The organism is Thiomonas sp. X19 (genome assembly GCF_900089495.1).
Taxonomy (GTDB): Bacteria; Pseudomonadota; Gammaproteobacteria; order Burkholderiales; family Burkholderiaceae_C; genus Thiomonas_A.
This window is the reverse complement of sequence record NZ_LT605203.1, coordinates 4,171,837-4,189,652: the sequence shown is the minus strand read 5'-3', so window position 1 is coordinate 4,189,652 and position 17,816 is coordinate 4,171,837. Positions and strand designations below refer to the sequence as shown.

Below are 17,816 nucleotides of genomic sequence, written 5' to 3'. Positions count from 1 at the left end.
AGGCCCGCAGCGTCGGCGGGGTTGCAACGATTCTAGGCAGCCGCCGCACCAGCGTCCCGCTGCATTGCGGCAAGCGCTTTTTGCGTTGTCGAGCGCTCCGGAGCTGTTTGGAGGTATCTGCAGCTCGTCCCCAGGGTGCAGCGATCACTGGAAGTTGCAGACCAGATCGATGACCGTGTCGGTGTCGGCTTCCCTGCGGCCCAGCCGCACCTGGGTGTTGTGGAAAACCGTGCAGGATGGCGTCAGAGCCAGTGCGCCGGCGATGGCGGTGGTGAGTGCTGTGACCGAGTCGAACTCGGTATTGCTGTTGCTGGCGATGGCGCGGCAATCAGGAGGCGTTGCGTACGGCGCGCGGCGACGTGACACGGCGGTCCTGCACGGCCACGGCCAGCGGGCTCGCTCAGTTGCCGTTGCACGGTGCGGGTGGGGAAGGCGAATTCCACGCCGAGTTTGGCGCAGGAGCGCATCAGGCCCAGATTGATGGCTTGCTGCGTGTCCATATAGGCCGTGTAATCGGCTGACTTCATCCAGTACACCATTTCGAAGTTCAGGCTGGAGTCGCCGAAGTCCTTGAAGCGGGCGCGGTCGAAACGGGCTTGTTCGTGCTCATCGATGAGGGACTAAACAGATCAGGGGCCAGGCGTGCATCGTGAAGTCCTCAGTTGGAGGGGTGGGAGGGGCGTTCGGCATGTGTCGCGCCGTCCCGCTGCCATTGCAGGCGGCGGCGCGGCAGGTGGCCGGGCCAGGCGCGTTGCATGTAGGCGACCATGGCTTCGCGCACCCGGCATCTCAGTTCCCAGGCGCGAGCCGAGTTGGCGGCGCTGACGAGGAAGCGCACCTGCAGCGCGGCGGCGTCGGCATCGGTGACGTGGATGATGGCCAGGCGGCCATCCCAGTCGGGGTCTTCGGCGCACACCCGCTTGAGTTCGGCACGCAGGGCGTCGATCGGCATGGCGTAGTCCACCCACAGAAACACCGTGCCCAGCAGGCTGGCACTGGTACGCGTCCAGTTCTCGAACGGGTGCTCGATGAACCATTGCAGCGGCAGGATCATGCGGCGCTCGTCCCAGATGCGGAACACCACATAGGTGCCGGTGATTTCCTCCACCCGGCCCCATTCGCCCTGCACGATGAGCACGTCGTTGATGCGGATGGGCTCGGCCAGAGCGATCTGCAAGCCGGCCAGCAGATTCGACAGCACTGGGCGCGCAGCGAAACCCACGACCACGCCGGCGATGCCGGCCGAGGCCAGCAGGCTGGTGCCGAGTTGGCGCACGTCGGGAATGCTCATCAGCGCCAGCGACAGCCCCACCAGCACGATGAGCAGGCTGGCCACCCGCGCCAGCACCCGGGCGCGGGTGAGTACGCCGCGCACCTGCAGGTTGGTGTCGAGCAGCTTGGGGTCGTCGGGCAGGCTCAGGCCGCCACGGCGCAGCATCACGATCTCGCCCCCGGCCTGCGCCAGCCGCACCGCCAGCCAGGTGACCGCAGTGATGAACAGCAGGCGCAGCACCGTGGCCGACCAGGCCCAGTGCGGCAGATGTTGCTGCAGCAAAAACAGGTCCAGCCGCAGCACCAGCAGCAGCCAAACCGCGCGCAGCGCACGGCGCGTGCGCAGCAGCAACAGCTGCCACACGCCCCCTGCCGGCTTCAGCCGCAGCGCCAGCCGGGTCGCCAGCGCGAACAGCGGCAATGCCAGCGCGCCCAGCCCGATGGCCAGTGTTTCCGGGTGGTGGGCTTGTGACCACATCCAGGCATCGGTGACGAGTTGTTTGTGCATGGCGTATCTCTAGCGCAATGGCCTCGGCAGGCTGCGGCTGGGGCGGGGCGTTGCGGCATCGTTGGCATGATCAAGCGCGCAAGGCCTGGCGGTCGGGTGCGCGCGCTGCAGGGCGCTCGGCGCGCAACTGCGCGAACAGCGCCAGCACATGCCTGGTCCAGTGGCCGATGTCGTAGCGCCCCACCAGCGCGTCCATGCGTCGCATGCGGGCGTGTTGTTCTTCGCGTGGCATGTCCAGGGCGCGGTCGATGGCGCTGTCCATCTGGCTGATGCTGTAGGGGTTGACCAGCACCGCGTCCTGCAGCTCCACCGCGGCGCCGGCGAATTCCGACAGCACCAGCACGCCGCTCTCGTTCACATGCGCGGCGATGAACTCCTTGGCCACCAGGTTCAGGCCGTCGCGCAGCGGCGTGATCCAGGCGATGTCGGCAGCGCGGTAATAGCTCAGCGTCTCGGCGAATGGCATGGGCGTGGTGGACAGCAGGATGGGCAGCCAGTTCAGCGTGCCGAAGTGGCCGTTGATGCGCCCCACCAGCTGTTCGATGGCCTGCTGCGCGCGCTTGTAGACGCGCATGCCGTCGGCCGCGGCCACGGCCGTGATCAACAGTTTGATCTGGCCGTGCAGCGCCGGGCGTCGCCGCAGCAGGCGCTCGTAGGCCAGCAGCAATTCGCGCGTGCCCTTGGCGTAGTCCACACGGCCGATGGAGACGATGAGGGTGTGCTCGGGAATTTCGCGCCGGATATGGGCCACGCGCGCCAGGTTCTCGGTCTTTTGCACCGTCTCGCGGATCAGTTGCGCATGGGTGCCGATGGGGAAGGCGTCGATGCGCACGCTGCGCCCGCCCACCGTCAGCGACACCGGCGTCACCGGCTCGGACAAGGCGGTGCCGGTGGCCTGCAGTCTGGGATCGACGCGGCGCTCCACCAGCGCGTCCACCTTGCGCAGCGCCTGCACCAGCGCGGCGAAATTGCGTGCGTAGCGCGGCACATGGAAGCCGACCAGATCGCAACTCAACAGGCTGTCGAGAATTTCGTCACGCCATGGCAGGATGTTGAACACGTCCGGCGCGGGGAATGGGGTGTGATGGAAAAACGCGATGCGCAGGTCCGGCCGCATGCGCCGCACGAAGCCCGGGACCAGCCACAGGTTGTAGTCGTGCACCCAGACCACGGCGCCGGGCGCGGCCTCGGCGCAGGCGGCCTCGGCAAACAGGCGGTTGACTTCGCGGAAGACGCTCCAGTCGCAGTTCTCGCTGGAGTAGAGCGCAGGAAAGCTGTTGAGAATGGGCCACAGCGCCTCTTTCGAGGTGACGGCATAAAACTGGTTGATCTGCTCCCCGCTCAGGGGCAGGCGAACCACCTCGTAACTGCCGTAGCTGTCGTTCACGCTGATGCGGCGCTCGAACTTGAGCGGCTTGCCGGCGGGGGTTTTTTTCCAGGCAACCCAGCTGGCACGATCGACTTGGCCGATGAAGCCTTTGAGCGCGGGGACGATGCCGTTGGGGCTGGTGTTCTCGCGCAGCACGGTCTTGCCGTCCTCGATCTGCTCCTCATAAGGCTGCCTGTGATAGACGATGACCAGTGATGAAACCATGGATGTTCCCCAGTTGATGAAAGCGCCTTAAGGCGTCGAGTACGCTGGCCGCGCCCGGATGCGGGCTGCGGTAGACGTTGCGGTGGTGTGCGATGGCGGCATCGAGCGCCGCCTCGCGGTTGCCGACGGCGACGCCGGCCAGGCCCGTCTCGAACATGGACAGGTCGTTGAGGGTGTCGCCGGCCACCAGCGTGCGCTGCGCCGGCAGGCCCAGCGCCATCAGCGTGCGCAGCAGGGTCGGGCCTTTTTGCACGCCGCGCGGCAGCACGTCGAAATACTGGTTGTCCGACAGCAGGGTGTCGAAACCGAGGCCGTGCATGTCATGTCGCGCGCCGTGGGTCTGCGCCGGATCGTCGAACAGATAGGAGCGGCGCCGGCCGCTGACCACGGCTTGCGGGCGCAACTGCGGGTGCGCCCGCATCTGCCGTTCGATGCGCGCCGCCGCGTCCGCCGGCCAGGCGGCGTCGAGCCAGCGCTCCAGCGGCGGCAGCGGGGCGTACTGCGGACCGCAAGCCACGCTGGTGCCGACATCGCCGATGAGGTGGTCGGGCCGCACCGGCAACTCCGTCGCCAGTTGCTGCATGAAGGCCTGGCCGCGGCCGCTGACGAAGATCAGCACCAGTTCGCTGCGATGCGCCGCGATCCACTGCAGCAGCGCCTCGCGCTGCGCCGCGCTGCCGCCGAGAAAGGTGCCGTCGAGGTCGGTCGCCAGGATGGTGCGCGGCATGACCGTGGCCCTCACTGCGCTGGCCGCTGCGACCAGCCCGCGGTGGCCAGGCGCACCACGGCGCACCACCTTGGCCAGGCGGCCGCCGCGCTGGGCCGGCGTGGCCATGGATACCACGGGTTCGGGCAGGACTGGCGCCGGGCTGTCGTGCAGCAAACGCGTCAACGCCTGCGGCGCGCTAGCGTGCTGGAGCAGGACCTCGCGCACGCAGGCGGCCACACGCAGGCGCAGGCCGAGGCGACGCTCCAGCGCTTGCACCGAGAGCGCGGCGATGGCGCCCTCGGCCAACTCGCCCGATGCAGCGGATGCGTCCAGGCCATCGCCACGCCCCAGCCGCAGCCCGAGCCGGGTGTTACGCGAGTGGGCCGAAGCCGCGGTCAGAAACAAGTCGCCCACGCCGCAGCTGCCCAGCAGGGTTTGGCTGCGGCCGCCCAGCGCCAGGGTGAGCCGGCGCATATCGTCCAGGCCCAGGGTGACGATGGCGGCGCGCGCGTTCTCGCCCAAGCCCTGCGCCATGGCCATGCCGCTGGCAATGGCGACGAGGTTCTTCAGCGCCCCGCCGACTTGCGCCGCAACCGCGTCGTCGGTCAGCTCCAGCATGATGGCGGCTCGCGCCAGCTGCTGCCGCAGGCCGAGCGCGAAGGCGTGGGCGCGCTGCGCTTGCGCATGACTCGGCAGCAGCGCGGGCAGCGCCAAGGTGAGCCGGGTGGGCAGGCCGCGCGCCACTTCGTCGGCAAAGCTCGGGCCGCTGAGCACCCCCAGCAACGCGTGATCGTCACAGCAGTCGCGCAAGACTTCGGTGGGCAGCGCACCGCATTGGCGCTCGAAGCCCTTGCAGGCGGCCAGCACCACGGCGTCGGGCGCGAGCAGGGGCGCGGCGCGCTGCGCGGTTTCGCGCAGCGCCGCCGAAGGCAGTGCCAGCACCACCAGCCGCGCGCCGGCAAGGGCTTCAGCGAGCTCCGTGGTGGCGCGCAGGCCCGGTGGCAGCGTGATGCCGGGCAAATGCCCGGGGTTGCTGCGCTGGGTCCGCAGCGCGTGGACCAAGTCCGGCCGCCTGGCCCAGAGCGTGACCTGGCTGCCGCTGCGTTGCAGCGCAGCGGCCAGGGCCGTTCCCCAGGCCCCGGCGCCGAGCACGGCGATGGGTTGTGATGGGCCCGAGCGGGCCTCGTTCATGCCTTGCGGCATGGGGGGAGTGGCGCAAACAGCGTCCATCGCGGCTCCAAAGTCGTGGATGGCCGGCTGGCGCATCCGAGGAAAGGATGGCCGGTGCAGCACCGGCCATGGCGACTTGGCGATCCCCCGCACGCGCTGGCGGCGGGATCAAGGCAGGAATCGGTCGCGCATGGAGCCATGCATGAGGAGCCGATTCGCAGGGTGGCGAAACGCCCGTCGATCGCACCAGGCGAGGCCCGGCTGCCGCCCGAGGGCGGCGCGGATCAGGACATGAACGTGCGCAACGAGTGCGCACACGGATGGTCTCTAGAGACTCGTTCTGAGAAACTCTAGTTATTAGAATTCTAAAGCAATTTTCATGATGAATAAACCGATAAAACTCTAAATTAAAGCCTTTACCCTGGGAGTGTGATGGAATTTGAGGGGATACCGTGAGCATCTGCCCGTCGCGCGGCCTGAGGGGGCGTTGAGACTGCTGCGTCGCAACAAGCGGTGGTGGAGGCACGCAGCCTTCAGTCCCATCCGGGCTCATGCATGCGCGGCAGCTCATGGGCTGGCATCGCGGCGGGGCCGGTTCGGGGGGGGCGGCTTTGGGATCGGCTTGACTGCTCAGGCGTTGCGCAAGGCTTCGTTCAGCAGCGCCTCGAACTCGCCGTCCTCACCTGCGAGCGGCGCCCAGGCGAGGAACTCCGGCCTCATCGACGACTACTCGCGCGGGATGTGCCCGTAGCGTAGGCGCAGCAGCAGCACACAGGAGGCAAGACTCAAGGTGATGGCATTGGCTGCGATGAGTGGCCAGGAACCTTCGGCGATGCCGTAGATCAGCCAGAGGAACACACCAGTCGTGAACGCCGCATACATGCCGATTGAAATGCCGGAAACGTCGCGCGTGCGCAGGGTCAGCCAGACCTGCGGGACGAAGGAGGCTGTGGTCAAGGCTGCGGCAGTAAAGCCCGACCAGTCGGATATTTGCATGATGAGGCTGACGGAACCGGACTCAGGCGCTGCGCAGAGCTTCGTCCAGCAGCGCTTCGATCGTACCCCAGCCGCCGGCCGCGCGCGGGTCGTTGATCAGCGCCACCACGGTGGAGCGACGGCCGGTGGTCGGCGATTGCACGTAGCCGGCCAAGCTCAACACATTGCGCAGGCTGCCGGTCTTGGCGTGGATCAGGCCGGCTTCGGGGCGGCCGTCGTAGCGACGCTTGAGCGTGCCGTCCTCGCCCGCCAGCGGCAGCGAGGCGATGAACTCCGGCATCACCGCGGAAGCCCAGGCGGCGCGCAGCAGGCGGTTGATGTCGTCGGCGGAAATGCGGGCGATGCGCGACAGCCCGCAACCGTTGTCCAGGACCAGGCCGGGCATGGCGAGCTGATGCGCATCCAGCCACTGATTGGCGGCTTGCGCGGCCTTGGCGAAGTCGGCTGGCGGCCCATAGGTTTGCAGCGCCAGCGTGAGGAACACCTGCTGCGCCATGACGTTGTTGCTGTACTTGTTGATGTCGCGCACGATCACCGCCAGCGGCTCGGACTCCCAGGCCGTGAGCAGGGCGGCGGTCGGCGGCAGCCGGCCCGACACCACCTGCCCGTTCCAGGCAATGCCCACCTGCGCGAACAAGGCGGCGAGGATGCCCTGGACGAAAGCGTCGGCCGGCATGAGCGCGGCAATGTTCCAGGTCTGCTCCCCGCATTGCGGCGAATACTGCCCTGTGAAGGCGGGGGCCAGCGGCTGCTCGAAGTTGGCGCGCAGGCGGTCTTTCCACGCGCCGCAGGCCACGCCATCGAGCCGCGGGCGCTGCGCCACATGAAAGCCGGCCAGCGGCGGCTCCACCGCAATGCCCACCTGGCCGCGCTGCGGCTCGGGTTGGAAGCTCAGGCGCATGGCTCCGAAGTTCAGCAGGAAGGCGTTGGGGCCGACGTTGTAAGGCGCCAGGGTGTCGCCGTCGAAGGCGGCGCGGTCGTGCGGTGGCAGGTCGAAAGCGCTGCGGTCGATCAGCACATTGCCGTCGATGCGGCGCAGCCCCAGGTCGCGCAGGCGCTGTGCCAGGCTCCACAGGTTGTCGGCCATCAGATGCGGGTCGCCGCTGCCGACAAAGGCCAGGTCGCCCGAGAGCACGCCGCCTTGCAACGGCCCCATGGTGTACACCGGCGTCTTCCAGCGGTAGGCGGGCCCCAGCAGGTTGAGCGCGACATAGGTGGGCACCAGCTTCATCAGCGAAGCCGGGTTCATCGGCTGCGTCGTGTTGAAAGCGAGCCGGGGCTCGGCATGCCCCAGCGGCTGCACGATGAAGCTGCAGGCCGAGGCGGGAATGCGGGCCTGGGCCAGAGCCTGGGCAACTGCCGCGGGCAGCCGCTCCCGCGTGAGCACCCGTGCCTGGGCACGGGGCGCGAGCCCCACAGGAACGGCGGCCATGGCCAGGCTGGAGCACAAAAGACGGCGGGTTCGATTCATCGGCGGCAGCAGCAGGTCGGGGGAAATGCGTCGTTGGTGCGCGACAACCATGCCAGCAACGCGGCCAGCGGTTGGCGGGGTGGCGAACAGCCCCAGCGCGGCAATGACGGTGCGGAAATGAGGTTGTCGTGAGTTCGGGACAAAAATGAGTCAAAAAATCAGCGGTTTATCCGAATGATGGAAAACATGTCGTCTCAGCGGGACATTTTTGGCGTCGGATCCCCGGTTTTCGCCCGGACACCCCGGTTTTTGATCCATGGTCAGCGATTAAAGCTTTGATTCTGAAGAAAAAAACAGGTGCTGGCATCGCGATTGCTCAGTCGCTCCATGCGTCAGTTCAATCCTGCGCAACATCGTTCACTCATCAAGGACATTCCAATGCAATCAGCCACACTCATTCGAAGTCAATGGATTCAAACACTTGCCGCCGCCGCACTTCTGGCTTCCCTGGGAGCCGTGCCCGCGCATGCCCAGACCGCTGGAGCGCCGCCAGCGGGTTCGGCTGCGCAGGGCCAGGCTGGGGGGGCACCCTCAAAAGCCACATGTGAGCAGGAGGCCAAGGCCCAGGGCCTTGGCGGCAACCAAGCCAAGACCTTCGTCGAGCAGTGCATGCACGGCGGCTAACTGATCCCACTTTGAAACCATGACTTCGCCGCACAAGGCCACTGGTGGCCTTGTGCGGCGAAGTCATGCTCGATTTTGAATTCTGAAATGTTGCGAGGGCTTCGAAGCGGCCAGGTCGGCCCCCAGCAGGAGGCGGCCGGCGCCTTCCATGCTCCGCACCATTCGACTTGCGGCTTGCCACCGAATCAACGCCAGAATCAGCATCATCGTATCGGCAGGCAGCAGCAAGCCTTTGGGCAGGTGTTGGCCGGTGGTGGTGAACAGGTTCTGGCCGACGACTAAACTTGGCTGCAGGCGGGGGCTAGGCGCGTGGCAACACGCGAACGGGCGCCAAGCCTGCACCGCTTTCGTCCAACCGCCGCCCACATTCCTGCCCGATTCATCCCCCGCATGTCTTCAGCCCTGCATGTGCTCGCTTTCGACTCCAGCACCGAGTGGCTGTCGGTCGCGCTTCAACTGGGCGACGGCGCAGTGCTCGCCAGCACCGAGCCCGGCGGCGCGCGCGCCTCGCAGCGTCTCTTGCCGCTGGTGCAGGAATTGCTGGCCGAGGCCGGCATCCGGTTGCGCGACATCGGGCTGATTGGTTTTGGCGCCGGCCCCGGGGCCTTCACCGGCTTGCGCGCCGCCTGCGCCGCCGCGCAAGGCCTGGCGTTCGGGCTGGACATTCCGGTCGTACCCGTTCACACCCTGCTCGCCGTGGCGGCATCGGCCGAAGGCTCGGCCGCGCAGGCGCCCACCCTTTTGGTGGCGAACGATGCCCGCATGGGCGAACTGTATTGGGCGCTGGCGCAGCAGGGTGCAGACGGCGGCTTGCGCCTGGCCGCCCCGGCGCAAGTCGCATCGCCGCAAGCCGCTGCGCTGGCCTGGGTGCAAGCCTTGGGCGAAGTGCCGCCAGCGGGCTTGCAACTGCTGGGCCATGCCTGGGCCGAACATGGCGCGGCGCTGGCTGCGGCTCTGCCGGCGGCCTGGCAGAAACAGCTGGGTGCGGCCCAGACCGTGGCGCCCACAGCCGCCGCGGTCGCCCGGCTGGCGCGCGCCGCGCATGTGCGTGGGGAGAGCGTCGCCGCCGCGCAGGCCCTGCCCATTTATGTGCGCAACAAGGTGGCGCTGACCACGGAAGAACGCGAGCGCGCCCGCCGGGTCGAGGCGGCATGAAGCATTGCCGGCAAACGATCATGCGCGGCAATATTTGCGGGTCTGCCCGGGTTGTGGCGTTCGCCCGCGCTGCTTGGGCGGCCGTCAAAACGAGAGATTGCCATGAGCCCGCAGAGCCGTCTCAAGGGCGAATGCCCTCCCGGAGGGACGACGCGCAGCGTCGAGGGAGCCCATCCATGAGCCCGCAGAGCCGTCTCAAGGGCGAATGCCCTCCCGGAGGGACGACGCGCAGCGTCGAGGGAGCCCATCCATGAGCCCGCAGAGCCGTCTCAAGGGCGAATGCCCTCCCGGAGGGACGACGCGCAGCGTCGAGGGAGCCCATCCATGAGCCCGCAGAGCCGTCTCAAGGGCGAATGCCCTCCCGGAGGGACGACGCGCAGCGTCGAGGGAGCCCATCCATGAGCCCGCAGAGCCGTCTCAAGGGCGAATGCCCTCCCGGAGGGACGACGCGCAGCGTCGAGGGAGCCCATCCATGAGCCCGCAGAGCCGTCTCAAGGGCGAATGCCCTCCCGGAGGGACGACGCGCAGCGTCGAGGGAGCCCATCCATGAGCCCGCAGAGCCGTCTCAAGGGCGAATGCCCTCCCGGAGGGACGACGCGCAGCGTCGAGGGAGCCCATCCATGAGCCCGCAGAGCCGTCTCAAGGGCGAATGCCCTCCCGGAGGGACGACGCGCAGCGTCGAGGGAGCCCATCCATGAGCCCGCAGAGCCGTCTCAAGGGCGAATGCCCTCCCGGAGGGACGACGCGCAGCGTCGAGGGAGCCCATCCATGAGCCCGCAGAGCCGTCTCAAGGGTGAATGCCCTCCCGGAGGGACGACGCGCAGCGTCGAGGGGACTCAACCATGAGTGCCCAGTTCAACGCGCCGCAGCCTGAGGCTGAACTGCGCGCCATGACCGAAACGGACTTGCACGCGGTCATGTCCATCGAGCGGCGCGCTTACGAGTTCCCCTGGAGCCGCGGCAACTTTGCCGACTCGCTCAACCCGCGCTATGTGGTGCAGGTTCTGGCGCGGCCGGATGGCGTGGTGCTGGGCTATTTCGTCGCCATGCCGGGGGTGGAGGAAATGCACCTGCTCAATCTCACCGTGGATCCCGCGCTGCACGGCTTGGGGCTGGGCCGGCACCTGCTCGACGCGGTGTTGGTGGCCGCGGCCATGCAGGGTGCGCTCTTGCTATGGCTGGAGGTGCGCCCGAGCAATCACCGCGCCATTCGCCTGTATGAGCGCTACGGTTTCCATGCCGTGGCCAAGCGCCGCAACTATTACCCCGCGCTCGACGTCTACGGCCAGCCGTGCAAGGAAGACGCGCTGGTGATGTCGGCCCAGGTGGACGTGCTGCGCCGTCGCCGTGACCTGGCATGAGGGGCGCGCCGTGACCCATCCTCTGCTCGATCCGAATCGGCGCGCCGCGTTGCAAGCCCTGGGCTTGCCCGCAGCCTTCGTCCGCCGCAGCCTGCTGAGCGAGGCCGAGGTCGCGGCGCTGCTGCCCCGGCTGCCGGGTGAGCGCCCAGGAGGTTCGCAACAACTGCAAGCCAGGCCAGTCACCCCCGCCGCGCAGCGCACCGAGCAGGCAACGCCGCATCCGTCGGCGCAGGAGAAGACCGGCGGACGAGCGCATGGCGCGGAGCATGCGGAGCGCGCCGCGCCGCCATCCGGCGCGTCAGCCCCTACCGTCGCAATGCGGCCACCAGAGGCGCCGGTCCGTGCGCCTCTGGCGTCGCCGGCCCGCCTGCAGCAGATCGCCACGCTCGACCAGGCCGCGCTTGCCGCCTTCACCCGTGACTGCCGCGCCTGCAAGCTCGGCGGGCTGCGCCACCAGACCGTGTTCGGCGTGGGCCACGCCCGGGCTCAGGTGATGGTGGTGGGCGAGGCGCCCGGGGCCGAGGAGGACCGCCAGGGCGAGCCCTTCGTCGGCGCCGCCGGCAAGCTGCTCGACAACATGCTGCGCGCGGTGGGCCTGGCGCGCAGCGGCGACGACCCGGCGCGTACCGTGTTCATCGCCAACATCATCAAGTGTCGGCCGCCGGGAAACCGCAATCCGGAGGCGGATGAAATCGCGCAATGCGAGCCCATTCTGGAGCGCCAGATCACGCTCGTGCGCCCACGCCTGCTGCTGGCGCTGGGCCGCTTCGCCGCGCAGCAGCTCACCGGCAGCGCCGAGCCCATCGGCCGCCTGCGCCAGCGGCTGTTTCACCACCAGGGCATACCCGTGGTGGTGAGCTACCACCCCGCTTATTTGCTGCGCACCCCGCTGGACAAGGCCAAGGCCTGGGCCGACCTGTGTTTCGCGCAGGACCAGCTCGCGCTGGCTTTGCAAACGGGCGGCGCGGCGGCTTGACATGGCAGCTTCCTAGAATGCCGCGCATGACCTTCATCGACCAGTGGCAAACCGCCAGCCAGCGCAACACCAGCAGCCTGTGCGTGGGCCTGGACCCGGAGCCCGAGCGCCTGCCCGCGCCGTGGACCCACGACACCACGCGGCTGTTCGATTTCTGCGCCGCCATCGTCGACGCCACGGCCGACCTGGTCTGTGCCTACAAGCCGCAGATCGCGCATTTCGCGGCGGTCGGGGCCGAGACGCAGCTTGAAAAACTCATCAATCACATCCACCGCAACGCCCCTGGCGTGCCGGTGATCCTCGACGCCAAGCGCGGCGACATCGGCTCCACCGCACGGCATTACGCCCGCGAAGCTTTTGAGCGCTACGGCGCCGACGCGCTCACCGTCTCGCCCTTCATGGGCGCGGACTCGCTCGACCCCTATATCGACCACTACCCGGAGCGCGGCCTGTTCGTGCTCTGCCGCACCTCCAACCCCGGAGGCGAAGATTTGCAGGCACTGCAACTCGCGGCCGAGGGTCTGCATCCGCATCTGGCGACCCAAGGAAATGCCGGGGCGCCCCAAGTTTCCTTGGCCCCGTCGGGGGGCGGAAGCGGCGAAGCCGATTCCTGGGGGCATTTGGAGCGGGTTTTCGAGCGCGTTGCACGCCTGGCCACCGGGTCGTGGAACCGCAACGGTCAGATCGGCCTCGTCACCGGCGCCACCCGGCCCGACGACATCGCCCGCATCCGCGCCATCGCGCCTGACGCGCCGCTGCTCATTCCCGGCATTGGCGCGCAGGGTGGAGATCTGCTCGCCACGGTGCGCGCCGCGCGCCACCGCTTCCTGATCAACGCTTCGCGCAGTGTGCTCTACGCCAGCAGCGGCCCTGACTTCGCCACGGCAGCGCGTGCCGAAGCCGTCCAATTGCGCGCCGCCATCGCTGCAGCGATGGCGGCCTGAGCCGCCAAACGCCATGTCATCCAGCCCCGGCTCTTCGCCCCTCACCCATTTCGACGCCACCGGCCAGGCCCAAATGGTGGACGTCGGCGCCAAGCTTGAGACCGCGCGCGTCGCCGTGGCCCGCGGCACCATCCGCATGCAGCCGGCCACGCTGGCGCTGATTCAGTCCGGCAGCGCGAAAAAGGGCGACGTGCTCGGCGTCGCGCGCATCGCCGCCATCATGGCGTCCAAACGCACCGCCGACCTCATTCCGCTGTGCCATCCCATCGCCCTCACGCGCGTCACCGTGGAGTTCGAGGTGGACGCCGCTGCCAGCGCCGTGCACTGCACCGCCCGCGCCGAAACCCAGGGCCGCACCGGGGTGGAGATGGAAGCCCTGACCGCCGTGCAGATCGGCTTGCTCACCATTTACGACATGTGCAAGGCGGCCGACCGTGGCATGGTGATGACCGATGTGCGTCTGCTGGAAAAGCTTGGCGGCAAGAGCGGGCATTGGCAGGCTGACGCCGCGCGGGGTTGACGCCGGCGCCGTGCGCGGCTTGCACCTCGGCGGCCGCGCATGGCTGCATTCCGCGGCAGGTCAGGGTATGGCAGGGCGGTGTAGGGCGGCCGGTGCGCTCCCCGCTGCCCATATGCACCCCGGGGGCATGCGCCGCTTTCTACAATCGGGAGCATGAACACCTTGACCGACCCCACCTTGTTGCGCCTGGACGAAGCCCGCCGCCTGTTGCTGGCGCCATACGGCATCGACGAATCCACCCTGCAGCGCACGCTGGCGCGCGCTTTCGAGCACAAGCTCGACTACGCCGACATCTATCTGCAGTACACCCGCTCGGAGGGCTGGAGCCTGGAAGAGGGGCTGGTCAAGAGCGGCAGCTTCGGCATCGAACAGGGCTTCGGCATTCGCGCCGTGGAGGGCGACAAGACCGCCTTCGCCTATTCCGACGATATTTCCGAAGCGCGATTGATGGAAGCCGCAGGCACCGTGCGCGCCATCGCCCGCCAGGGTCGCGGCCGCGTCAAGCTCGGCGGCGCGGCGCGTCCGGCGACAGGTGGGCAGTCGCTGTACGGCGCCGTCGACCCGCTGGCGGCGCTCGATTCCGCCGCCAAGGTGGCGCTGCTGCAGCGCGCCGACGCCATGGCTCGCGCCAAGGACCCGCGCGTGGCGCAGGTCATGGCCAGTCTGGCCGGCGAGTACGATGTGGTCATGGTGCTGCGCTCCGACGGCATGCTGGCCGCCGACGTGCGCCCGCTGGTGCGTTTCAACCTCTCGGTCATCGCCGAGCAGAATGGCCGGCGCGAAACCGGCTCGGCTGGGGGCGGCGGACGTTTTCCGCTCAGCGAATTCACCGAAGCCAAGGTGCAGGAGCATGTCGACGAAGCCGTGCGCCAGGCCCTGCTCAACCTCGAATCGCGCCCGGCCCCGGCGGGCGAGATGAGCGTGGTGCTGGGCAGCGGCTGGCCCGGCATCTTGTTGCACGAGGCCATCGGCCACGGGCTGGAAGGCGACTTCAACCGCAAGGGTTCCAGCGCCTTCGCCGGCCAGCTCGGCAAGCAAGTGGCGGCCAGGGGCGTGACGGTGCTGGACGACGGCACCCTGGACAACCGCCGCGGCTCGCTGAACATGGACGACGAAGGCAACCCGACCCAGCGCACCGTGTTGATCGAAGACGGCGTGCTGGTGAACTACATGCAAGACAGCCTCAACGCCCGCCTGATGAAGCGCCAGCCCACCGGCAATGCGCGGCGCGAGAGCTACGCGCATGTGCCGATGCCGCGCATGACCAACACCTATATGCTGGCCGGCGACAAATCTCCCGAGGAGATTGTGGCCAGCCTCGACCGTGGCCTGTACGCGGTGAACTTTGGCGGCGGCCAGGTCGACATCACCAGCGGCAAGTTCGTGTTCTCCGCCAACGAAGCCTGGTGGGTGGAAAACGGCAAGCTGCAATACCCGGTGAAGGGGGCGACGCTGATCGGCAACGGCCCCGACGCGCTCAGCCGCGTCAGTCTCATCGGCTCCGACCTGCGCCTCGACCCCGGCGTCGGCACCTGCGGCAAGGAAGGCCAGAGCGTGCCCGTCGGCGTTGGCCAACCCACACTGCGTATCGACGGCATGACGGTGGGCGGCACGGGCTGAGACGCCGCTGCCAAGGCGCCGCGCCCGTGCGGGCATGGCAGGACCTGCGACTGGCTGTGGGCCCCCAGAAGTCCGCAAGCGGACTCCCCCCGAGGGGCAAGGAAACTTGGGGACAGTCTGGCGTTTGCTTGTGACCGCGTCCGTGGATGTGTGAACCAGGCCGGCGTGCGCCAGGGTTCACACCACCTTCAAGCCCTTGAGTTCCGGTTTCGGGTCGGGTTCGCGGATGTCCATGGCCTCGAGCGCTTGCACCACCAGCCGCGCCACCAGCAGGTTGCGGATGGGTTTGCGGTCTGCCGGGACGATGAACCAGGGGGCATGCCGGGCGTTGCTGCGTCGCAAAGCGGCCTCGTAGGCGTCCTGGTAACGGCGCCACAATTTGCGCTCGGAGAGGTCGGAAGGGTCGAACTTCCAGTGCTTGGCCGGGTTGTCGATGCGTTCCTGCAGGCGTTCGCGTTGTTCCTCGTGGCCGATGTGCAGGAAGCACTTGACGATGGTCGTGCCGTTCTCCGCCAGCATGCGCTCGAAGTCGGCAATCTGCGCCAGGCGCCGATCGAATTCGGTGGCGTCGATTTGCTCGTGCACCAGATTGATCACCGGGTCTTCGTAATGGCTGCGGTTGAACACGCCGATGCAGCCACGCGGCGGCACCTGCGCGTGCACCCGCCAGAGATAGTCGTGCCGCTGTTCGAGCGGCGTGGGAAAACTGAATGACGCCGCGCGCATGCCCAGCGGGTTGACGCCCGTGAACACGGCCTTGGTCGTGCTGTCCTTGCCGGCCGAGTCCATGCCTTGAAGCACCACCAGCAGCGCGCGGTCCTTGCGGGTGAACATGCGGTCTTGCAGTTCGCCAATGTGGTTGCGCAGCTGCGCGAGTTCTGCCTCGACGCCGTTCTTGCCGCTGTATTCCGGCAGGTCGATGGCGGTGTCGCGCTTGTCCAGTTTGGGCGCATCACCCGCGGCAAAGCCGAGATCTTTCATCTCTTTCATCTCTTTGAGTTGGCTCATCCTGGTTCTTTCCTGCCGTTGTGCATGAATGGTAGGTGCGCCACGGTGGCGCTGTGGGGCGCATTGCTTTGCATCTGCCAGAGGATGCCGCCGCGCCCGCGTTGCAATTCAGCCAAGCCCCGGCTTGCAGCCACGGCGCGAACGCGGCTACACTCAATGCACTGATTGCTCCGACCTGCCATGTTCAATTCCGGTTTTTACTTTTATTTCTGGTTCTCGCACCGTGCCGGCGGAGGGAGAGGGCAGCGTTCAGCCTGAATCGATCAAATCCCCCAAAAACCGCCGGCTCAACCCGGCGGTTTTTTTTCGCCGGGCCGGCAAGGAACCCAGCCATGTTCGACGACCGCTCCAATTCCCCCATCCTGCAGCAGACGCAGCAGCCCAAGCATTCCACTCAGCCAGGAGAAAGCTCCATGCCCCCGAAGTCGACAGCCCCGATGCCCGAGTGGCGCGCCGCTCCGTCCGAGAAGACCTCAGCCACCGACGATGAACGCATCAAGGATGTCATGCCGCTGCCACCGCCCGAACATCTCATCCGCTTTTTCCCGATTGCCGGCACGCCGGTCGAGCGGCTGATTCAGGACACGCGCAAGGCGGTGCATCGCATCGTGCAGGGCGACGATGACCGCTTGCTGCTCATCATCGGCCCCTGCTCCATCCACGACCCCAGGGCCGCGCGCGAATACGCCGAACGCCTGGCGCATGAGCGCCGCCGCCATGCGGGTGAGCTCGAAATCGTCATGCGGGTGTATTTCGAGAAGCCGCGCACCACGGTGGGCTGGAAGGGGCTGATCAACGACCCCTACCTGGACCAGAGTTTCCGCATCGACGAAGGCTTGCGCATGGCGCGAGAACTGCTCATCGACATCAACCGCATGGGCGTGCCGGCCGGCAGCGAATTTCTCGACGTGATCTCGCCGCAATACATCGGCGACCTCATCTCCTGGGGCGCCATTGGCGCACGCACCACCGAAAGCCAGGTGCACCGCGAACTGGCCTCGGGGCTGTCGGCGCCCATCGGTTTCAAGAACGGCACCGACGGCAATCTGCGCATCGCCATCGATGCCATTCAGGCTGCACGCCGGCCGCATTCGTTTCTCTCGGTGCACAAGAGCGGCCAGGTGGCCATCGTTCAAACCCGCGGCAACAAGGACACCCACGTCATCCTGCGGGGCGGCAAGACGCCGAACTACGACGCCGCCAGCGTGCGCGAAGCCTGCGAGCAACTGGAGGCGGCGAAGGTGGAATGCCGTTTGATGATCGATTGCTCGCACGCCAACAGCGACAAGAAACCCGAGCGCCAGCTTGATGTGGCGCAGAACATCGCCGCGCAACTTGCGGCTGGCGAGCGCTGCGTTTTCGGCGTCATGGCCGAAAGCCATCTGGTCGGCGGGGCCCAGAAATTCACTCCCGGCAAGGACGAGGCCAGCAGCCTGACCTACGGCCAGAGCATCACCGACGGTTGCCTGCCGTGGGACGAATCGGTGCAACTCATGAGCACCTTGGCCGCTGGCGTCAAGGCCCGGCGCAAGCACAAGTAAGCGCACTTCAGTGCGAATGCGTGTTCAAGTCGGCGCGATGGAACCCAAGGCCCCAAAGCCAGCGGCATCCTTCCGGCGCGGCACCTTGCGGGCGCTGGGCGCGGTGGCCACTGCGATGTTGGGTTTGCGACGGCGGCAGGACCGGGAGCGCGACTTCGCCGCGCTGAAGCTGCAGCATGTGGTGGTGGCCGGCGTCATCGTCGCGGTGGTCATCGTCACCCTGCTGATCGTGCTGGTGAATCGCATCGCTGCCTGAATCACCGCGAAATTGTCCCAGCGCAGCCCGTAAAAAACCCCGCACGAGGCGGGGTGAAGATCTTCACTCGGAAAGCTGAGGTCGACGGACC

At 67.6% G+C, this 17,816-nt stretch carries 17 protein-coding genes; 9 read left to right on the top strand and 8 right to left on the bottom strand.

The genetic code is table 11. The features are described from left to right. Nucleotides 1–144: 144 nt before the first annotated feature. From THIX_RS20420 to dacB, 6 genes are all read right to left on the bottom strand, one after another. A complete protein-coding gene (locus tag THIX_RS20420; RefSeq protein WP_112487685.1) occupies nt 145–366 on the bottom strand; it encodes a DUF481 domain-containing protein in 222 nt (73 codons plus the stop codon). 292 nt (nt 367–658) lie between these two features. After that, nucleotides 659–1,780 carry a mechanosensitive ion channel family protein gene (locus THIX_RS20410; protein ID WP_112487684.1) on the bottom strand — a complete coding sequence of 374 codons (1,122 nt, stop codon included), beginning with the start codon at nt 1,778–1,780 and terminating at the stop codon, nt 659–661. 70 nt (nt 1,781–1,850) lie between these two features. Next, nucleotides 1,851–3,374 carry a glucosylglycerol-phosphate synthase gene (gene ggpS, locus THIX_RS20405; protein WP_112487683.1) on the bottom strand — a complete coding sequence of 508 codons (1,524 nt, stop codon included), beginning with the start codon at nt 3,372–3,374 and terminating at the stop codon, nt 1,851–1,853. After that, nucleotides 3,331–5,274, bottom strand: coding sequence for an NAD(P)H-dependent glycerol-3-phosphate dehydrogenase (locus THIX_RS24430; protein WP_233224659.1), 1,944 nt, complete (start codon nt 5,272–5,274; stop codon nt 3,331–3,333). Before THIX_RS24430 ends, ggpS begins: the two co-directional genes overlap by 44 nt. A gap of 705 nt (nt 5,275–5,979) precedes the next feature. Then, the gene (locus THIX_RS20390; RefSeq protein ID WP_112487682.1) at nt 5,980–6,249 is read right to left on the bottom strand and encodes a SemiSWEET transporter; all 270 of its coding nucleotides are present in this window, start codon (nt 6,247–6,249) and stop codon (nt 5,980–5,982) included. 22 nt (nt 6,250–6,271) lie between these two features. Further along, nucleotides 6,272–7,771, bottom strand: coding sequence for a D-alanyl-D-alanine carboxypeptidase/D-alanyl-D-alanine-endopeptidase (dacB, locus tag THIX_RS20385; RefSeq protein WP_233224658.1), 1,500 nt, complete (start codon nt 7,769–7,771; stop codon nt 6,272–6,274). 327 nt (nt 7,772–8,098) lie between these two features. Here dacB and THIX_RS20380 point away from each other — a divergent pair, with 327 nt between their 5' ends. Continuing rightward, complete coding sequence (locus THIX_RS20380) at nt 8,099–8,344, top strand: hypothetical protein (RefSeq protein ID WP_146748645.1); 246 nt, start codon at nt 8,099–8,101, stop codon at nt 8,342–8,344. 63 nt (nt 8,345–8,407) lie between these two features. Here the strand turns inward: THIX_RS20380 and THIX_RS23625 are convergent, their stop codons facing one another. After that, a complete protein-coding gene (locus THIX_RS23625) occupies nt 8,408–8,572 on the bottom strand; it encodes a hypothetical protein (protein WP_158540968.1) in 165 nt (54 codons plus the stop codon). Between the two features lie 162 nt (nt 8,573–8,734). Between THIX_RS23625 and tsaB the strand changes: the two genes are divergently transcribed. The 6 genes from tsaB (at nt 8,735) to tldD (ending at nt 14,920) form a co-directional block, all read left to right on the top strand. Next, complete coding sequence (tsaB, locus tag THIX_RS20370; RefSeq protein WP_199195339.1) at nt 8,735–9,499, top strand: tRNA (adenosine(37)-N6)-threonylcarbamoyltransferase complex dimerization subunit type 1 TsaB; 765 nt, start codon at nt 8,735–8,737, stop codon at nt 9,497–9,499. Nucleotides 9,500–10,341: 842 nt separating this feature from the next. Further along, complete coding sequence (gene rimI / locus THIX_RS20365) at nt 10,342–10,860, top strand: ribosomal protein S18-alanine N-acetyltransferase (RefSeq protein ID WP_112487679.1); 519 nt, start codon at nt 10,342–10,344, stop codon at nt 10,858–10,860. A 10-nt stretch (nt 10,861–10,870) separates the two neighbouring features. After that, the gene (locus THIX_RS20360) at nt 10,871–11,836 is read left to right on the top strand and encodes a uracil-DNA glycosylase (protein ID WP_233224657.1); all 966 of its coding nucleotides are present in this window, start codon (nt 10,871–10,873) and stop codon (nt 11,834–11,836) included. Between the two features lie 26 nt (nt 11,837–11,862). Beyond that, nucleotides 11,863–12,780, top strand: coding sequence for an orotidine-5'-phosphate decarboxylase (gene pyrF, locus THIX_RS20355; RefSeq protein WP_112488511.1), 918 nt, complete (start codon nt 11,863–11,865; stop codon nt 12,778–12,780). A gap of 13 nt (nt 12,781–12,793) precedes the next feature. Then, a complete protein-coding gene (moaC, locus tag THIX_RS20350) occupies nt 12,794–13,300 on the top strand; it encodes a cyclic pyranopterin monophosphate synthase MoaC (protein WP_112487678.1) in 507 nt (168 codons plus the stop codon). A 153-nt stretch (nt 13,301–13,453) separates the two neighbouring features. After that, on the top strand, nt 13,454–14,920 hold the full coding sequence (gene tldD, locus THIX_RS20345; protein WP_112487677.1) for a metalloprotease TldD: 1,467 nt from the start codon (nt 13,454–13,456) through the stop codon (nt 14,918–14,920). Between the two features lie 177 nt (nt 14,921–15,097). Here the strand turns inward: tldD and THIX_RS20340 are convergent, their stop codons facing one another. Further along, nucleotides 15,098–15,901: a PPK2 family polyphosphate kinase gene (locus THIX_RS20340; protein WP_371413023.1), complete on the bottom strand. Its 804-nt coding sequence runs from the start codon at nt 15,899–15,901 to the stop codon at nt 15,098–15,100. 440 nt (nt 15,902–16,341) lie between these two features. Between THIX_RS20340 and THIX_RS20335 the strand changes: the two genes are divergently transcribed. Together THIX_RS20335 and THIX_RS20330 are read left to right on the top strand one after the other, a co-directional pair. After that, nucleotides 16,342–17,469 carry a 3-deoxy-7-phosphoheptulonate synthase gene (locus tag THIX_RS20335; protein WP_112488509.1) on the top strand — a complete coding sequence of 376 codons (1,128 nt, stop codon included), beginning with the start codon at nt 16,342–16,344 and terminating at the stop codon, nt 17,467–17,469. Between the two features lie 37 nt (nt 17,470–17,506). Next, nucleotides 17,507–17,725 carry a DUF2970 domain-containing protein gene (locus THIX_RS20330; RefSeq protein ID WP_233224655.1) on the top strand — a complete coding sequence of 73 codons (219 nt, stop codon included), beginning with the start codon at nt 17,507–17,509 and terminating at the stop codon, nt 17,723–17,725. Nucleotides 17,726–17,816: the final 91 nt, after the last annotated feature.

Excerpts from the sequence above, each read along its gene's own strand:
- THIX_RS20340 (WP_371413023.1), bottom strand. The coding sequence starts at position 15,901 with ATGAAAGATCTCGGCTTTGCCGCGGGTGATGCGCCCAAACTGGACAAG.
- pyrF (WP_112488511.1), top strand. The coding sequence starts at position 11,863 with ATGACCTTCATCGACCAGTGGCAAACCGCCAGCCAGCGCAACACCAGC.
- THIX_RS20330 (WP_233224655.1), top strand. The coding sequence starts at position 17,507 with ATGGAACCCAAGGCCCCAAAGCCAGCGGCATCCTTCCGGCGCGGCACC.
- moaC (WP_112487678.1), top strand. The coding sequence starts at position 12,794 with ATGTCATCCAGCCCCGGCTCTTCGCCCCTCACCCATTTCGACGCCACC.
- THIX_RS20380 (WP_146748645.1), top strand. The coding sequence starts at position 8,099 with ATGCAATCAGCCACACTCATTCGAAGTCAATGGATTCAAACACTTGCC.
- dacB (WP_233224658.1), bottom strand. The coding sequence starts at position 7,771 with ATGGTTGTCGCGCACCAACGACGCATTTCCCCCGACCTGCTGCTGCCG.
- ggpS (WP_112487683.1), bottom strand. The coding sequence starts at position 3,374 with ATGGTTTCATCACTGGTCATCGTCTATCACAGGCAGCCTTATGAGGAG.
- tsaB (WP_199195339.1), top strand. The coding sequence starts at position 8,735 with ATGTCTTCAGCCCTGCATGTGCTCGCTTTCGACTCCAGCACCGAGTGG.
- THIX_RS20410 (WP_112487684.1), bottom strand. The coding sequence starts at position 1,780 with ATGCACAAACAACTCGTCACCGATGCCTGGATGTGGTCACAAGCCCAC.
- THIX_RS20335 (WP_112488509.1), top strand. The coding sequence starts at position 16,342 with ATGCCCCCGAAGTCGACAGCCCCGATGCCCGAGTGGCGCGCCGCTCCG.
- tldD (WP_112487677.1), top strand. The coding sequence starts at position 13,454 with ATGAACACCTTGACCGACCCCACCTTGTTGCGCCTGGACGAAGCCCGC.
- THIX_RS20390 (WP_112487682.1), bottom strand. The coding sequence starts at position 6,249 with ATGCAAATATCCGACTGGTCGGGCTTTACTGCCGCAGCCTTGACCACA.
- rimI (WP_112487679.1), top strand. The coding sequence starts at position 10,342 with ATGAGTGCCCAGTTCAACGCGCCGCAGCCTGAGGCTGAACTGCGCGCC.
- THIX_RS24430 (WP_233224659.1), bottom strand. The coding sequence starts at position 5,274 with ATGAACGAGGCCCGCTCGGGCCCATCACAACCCATCGCCGTGCTCGGC.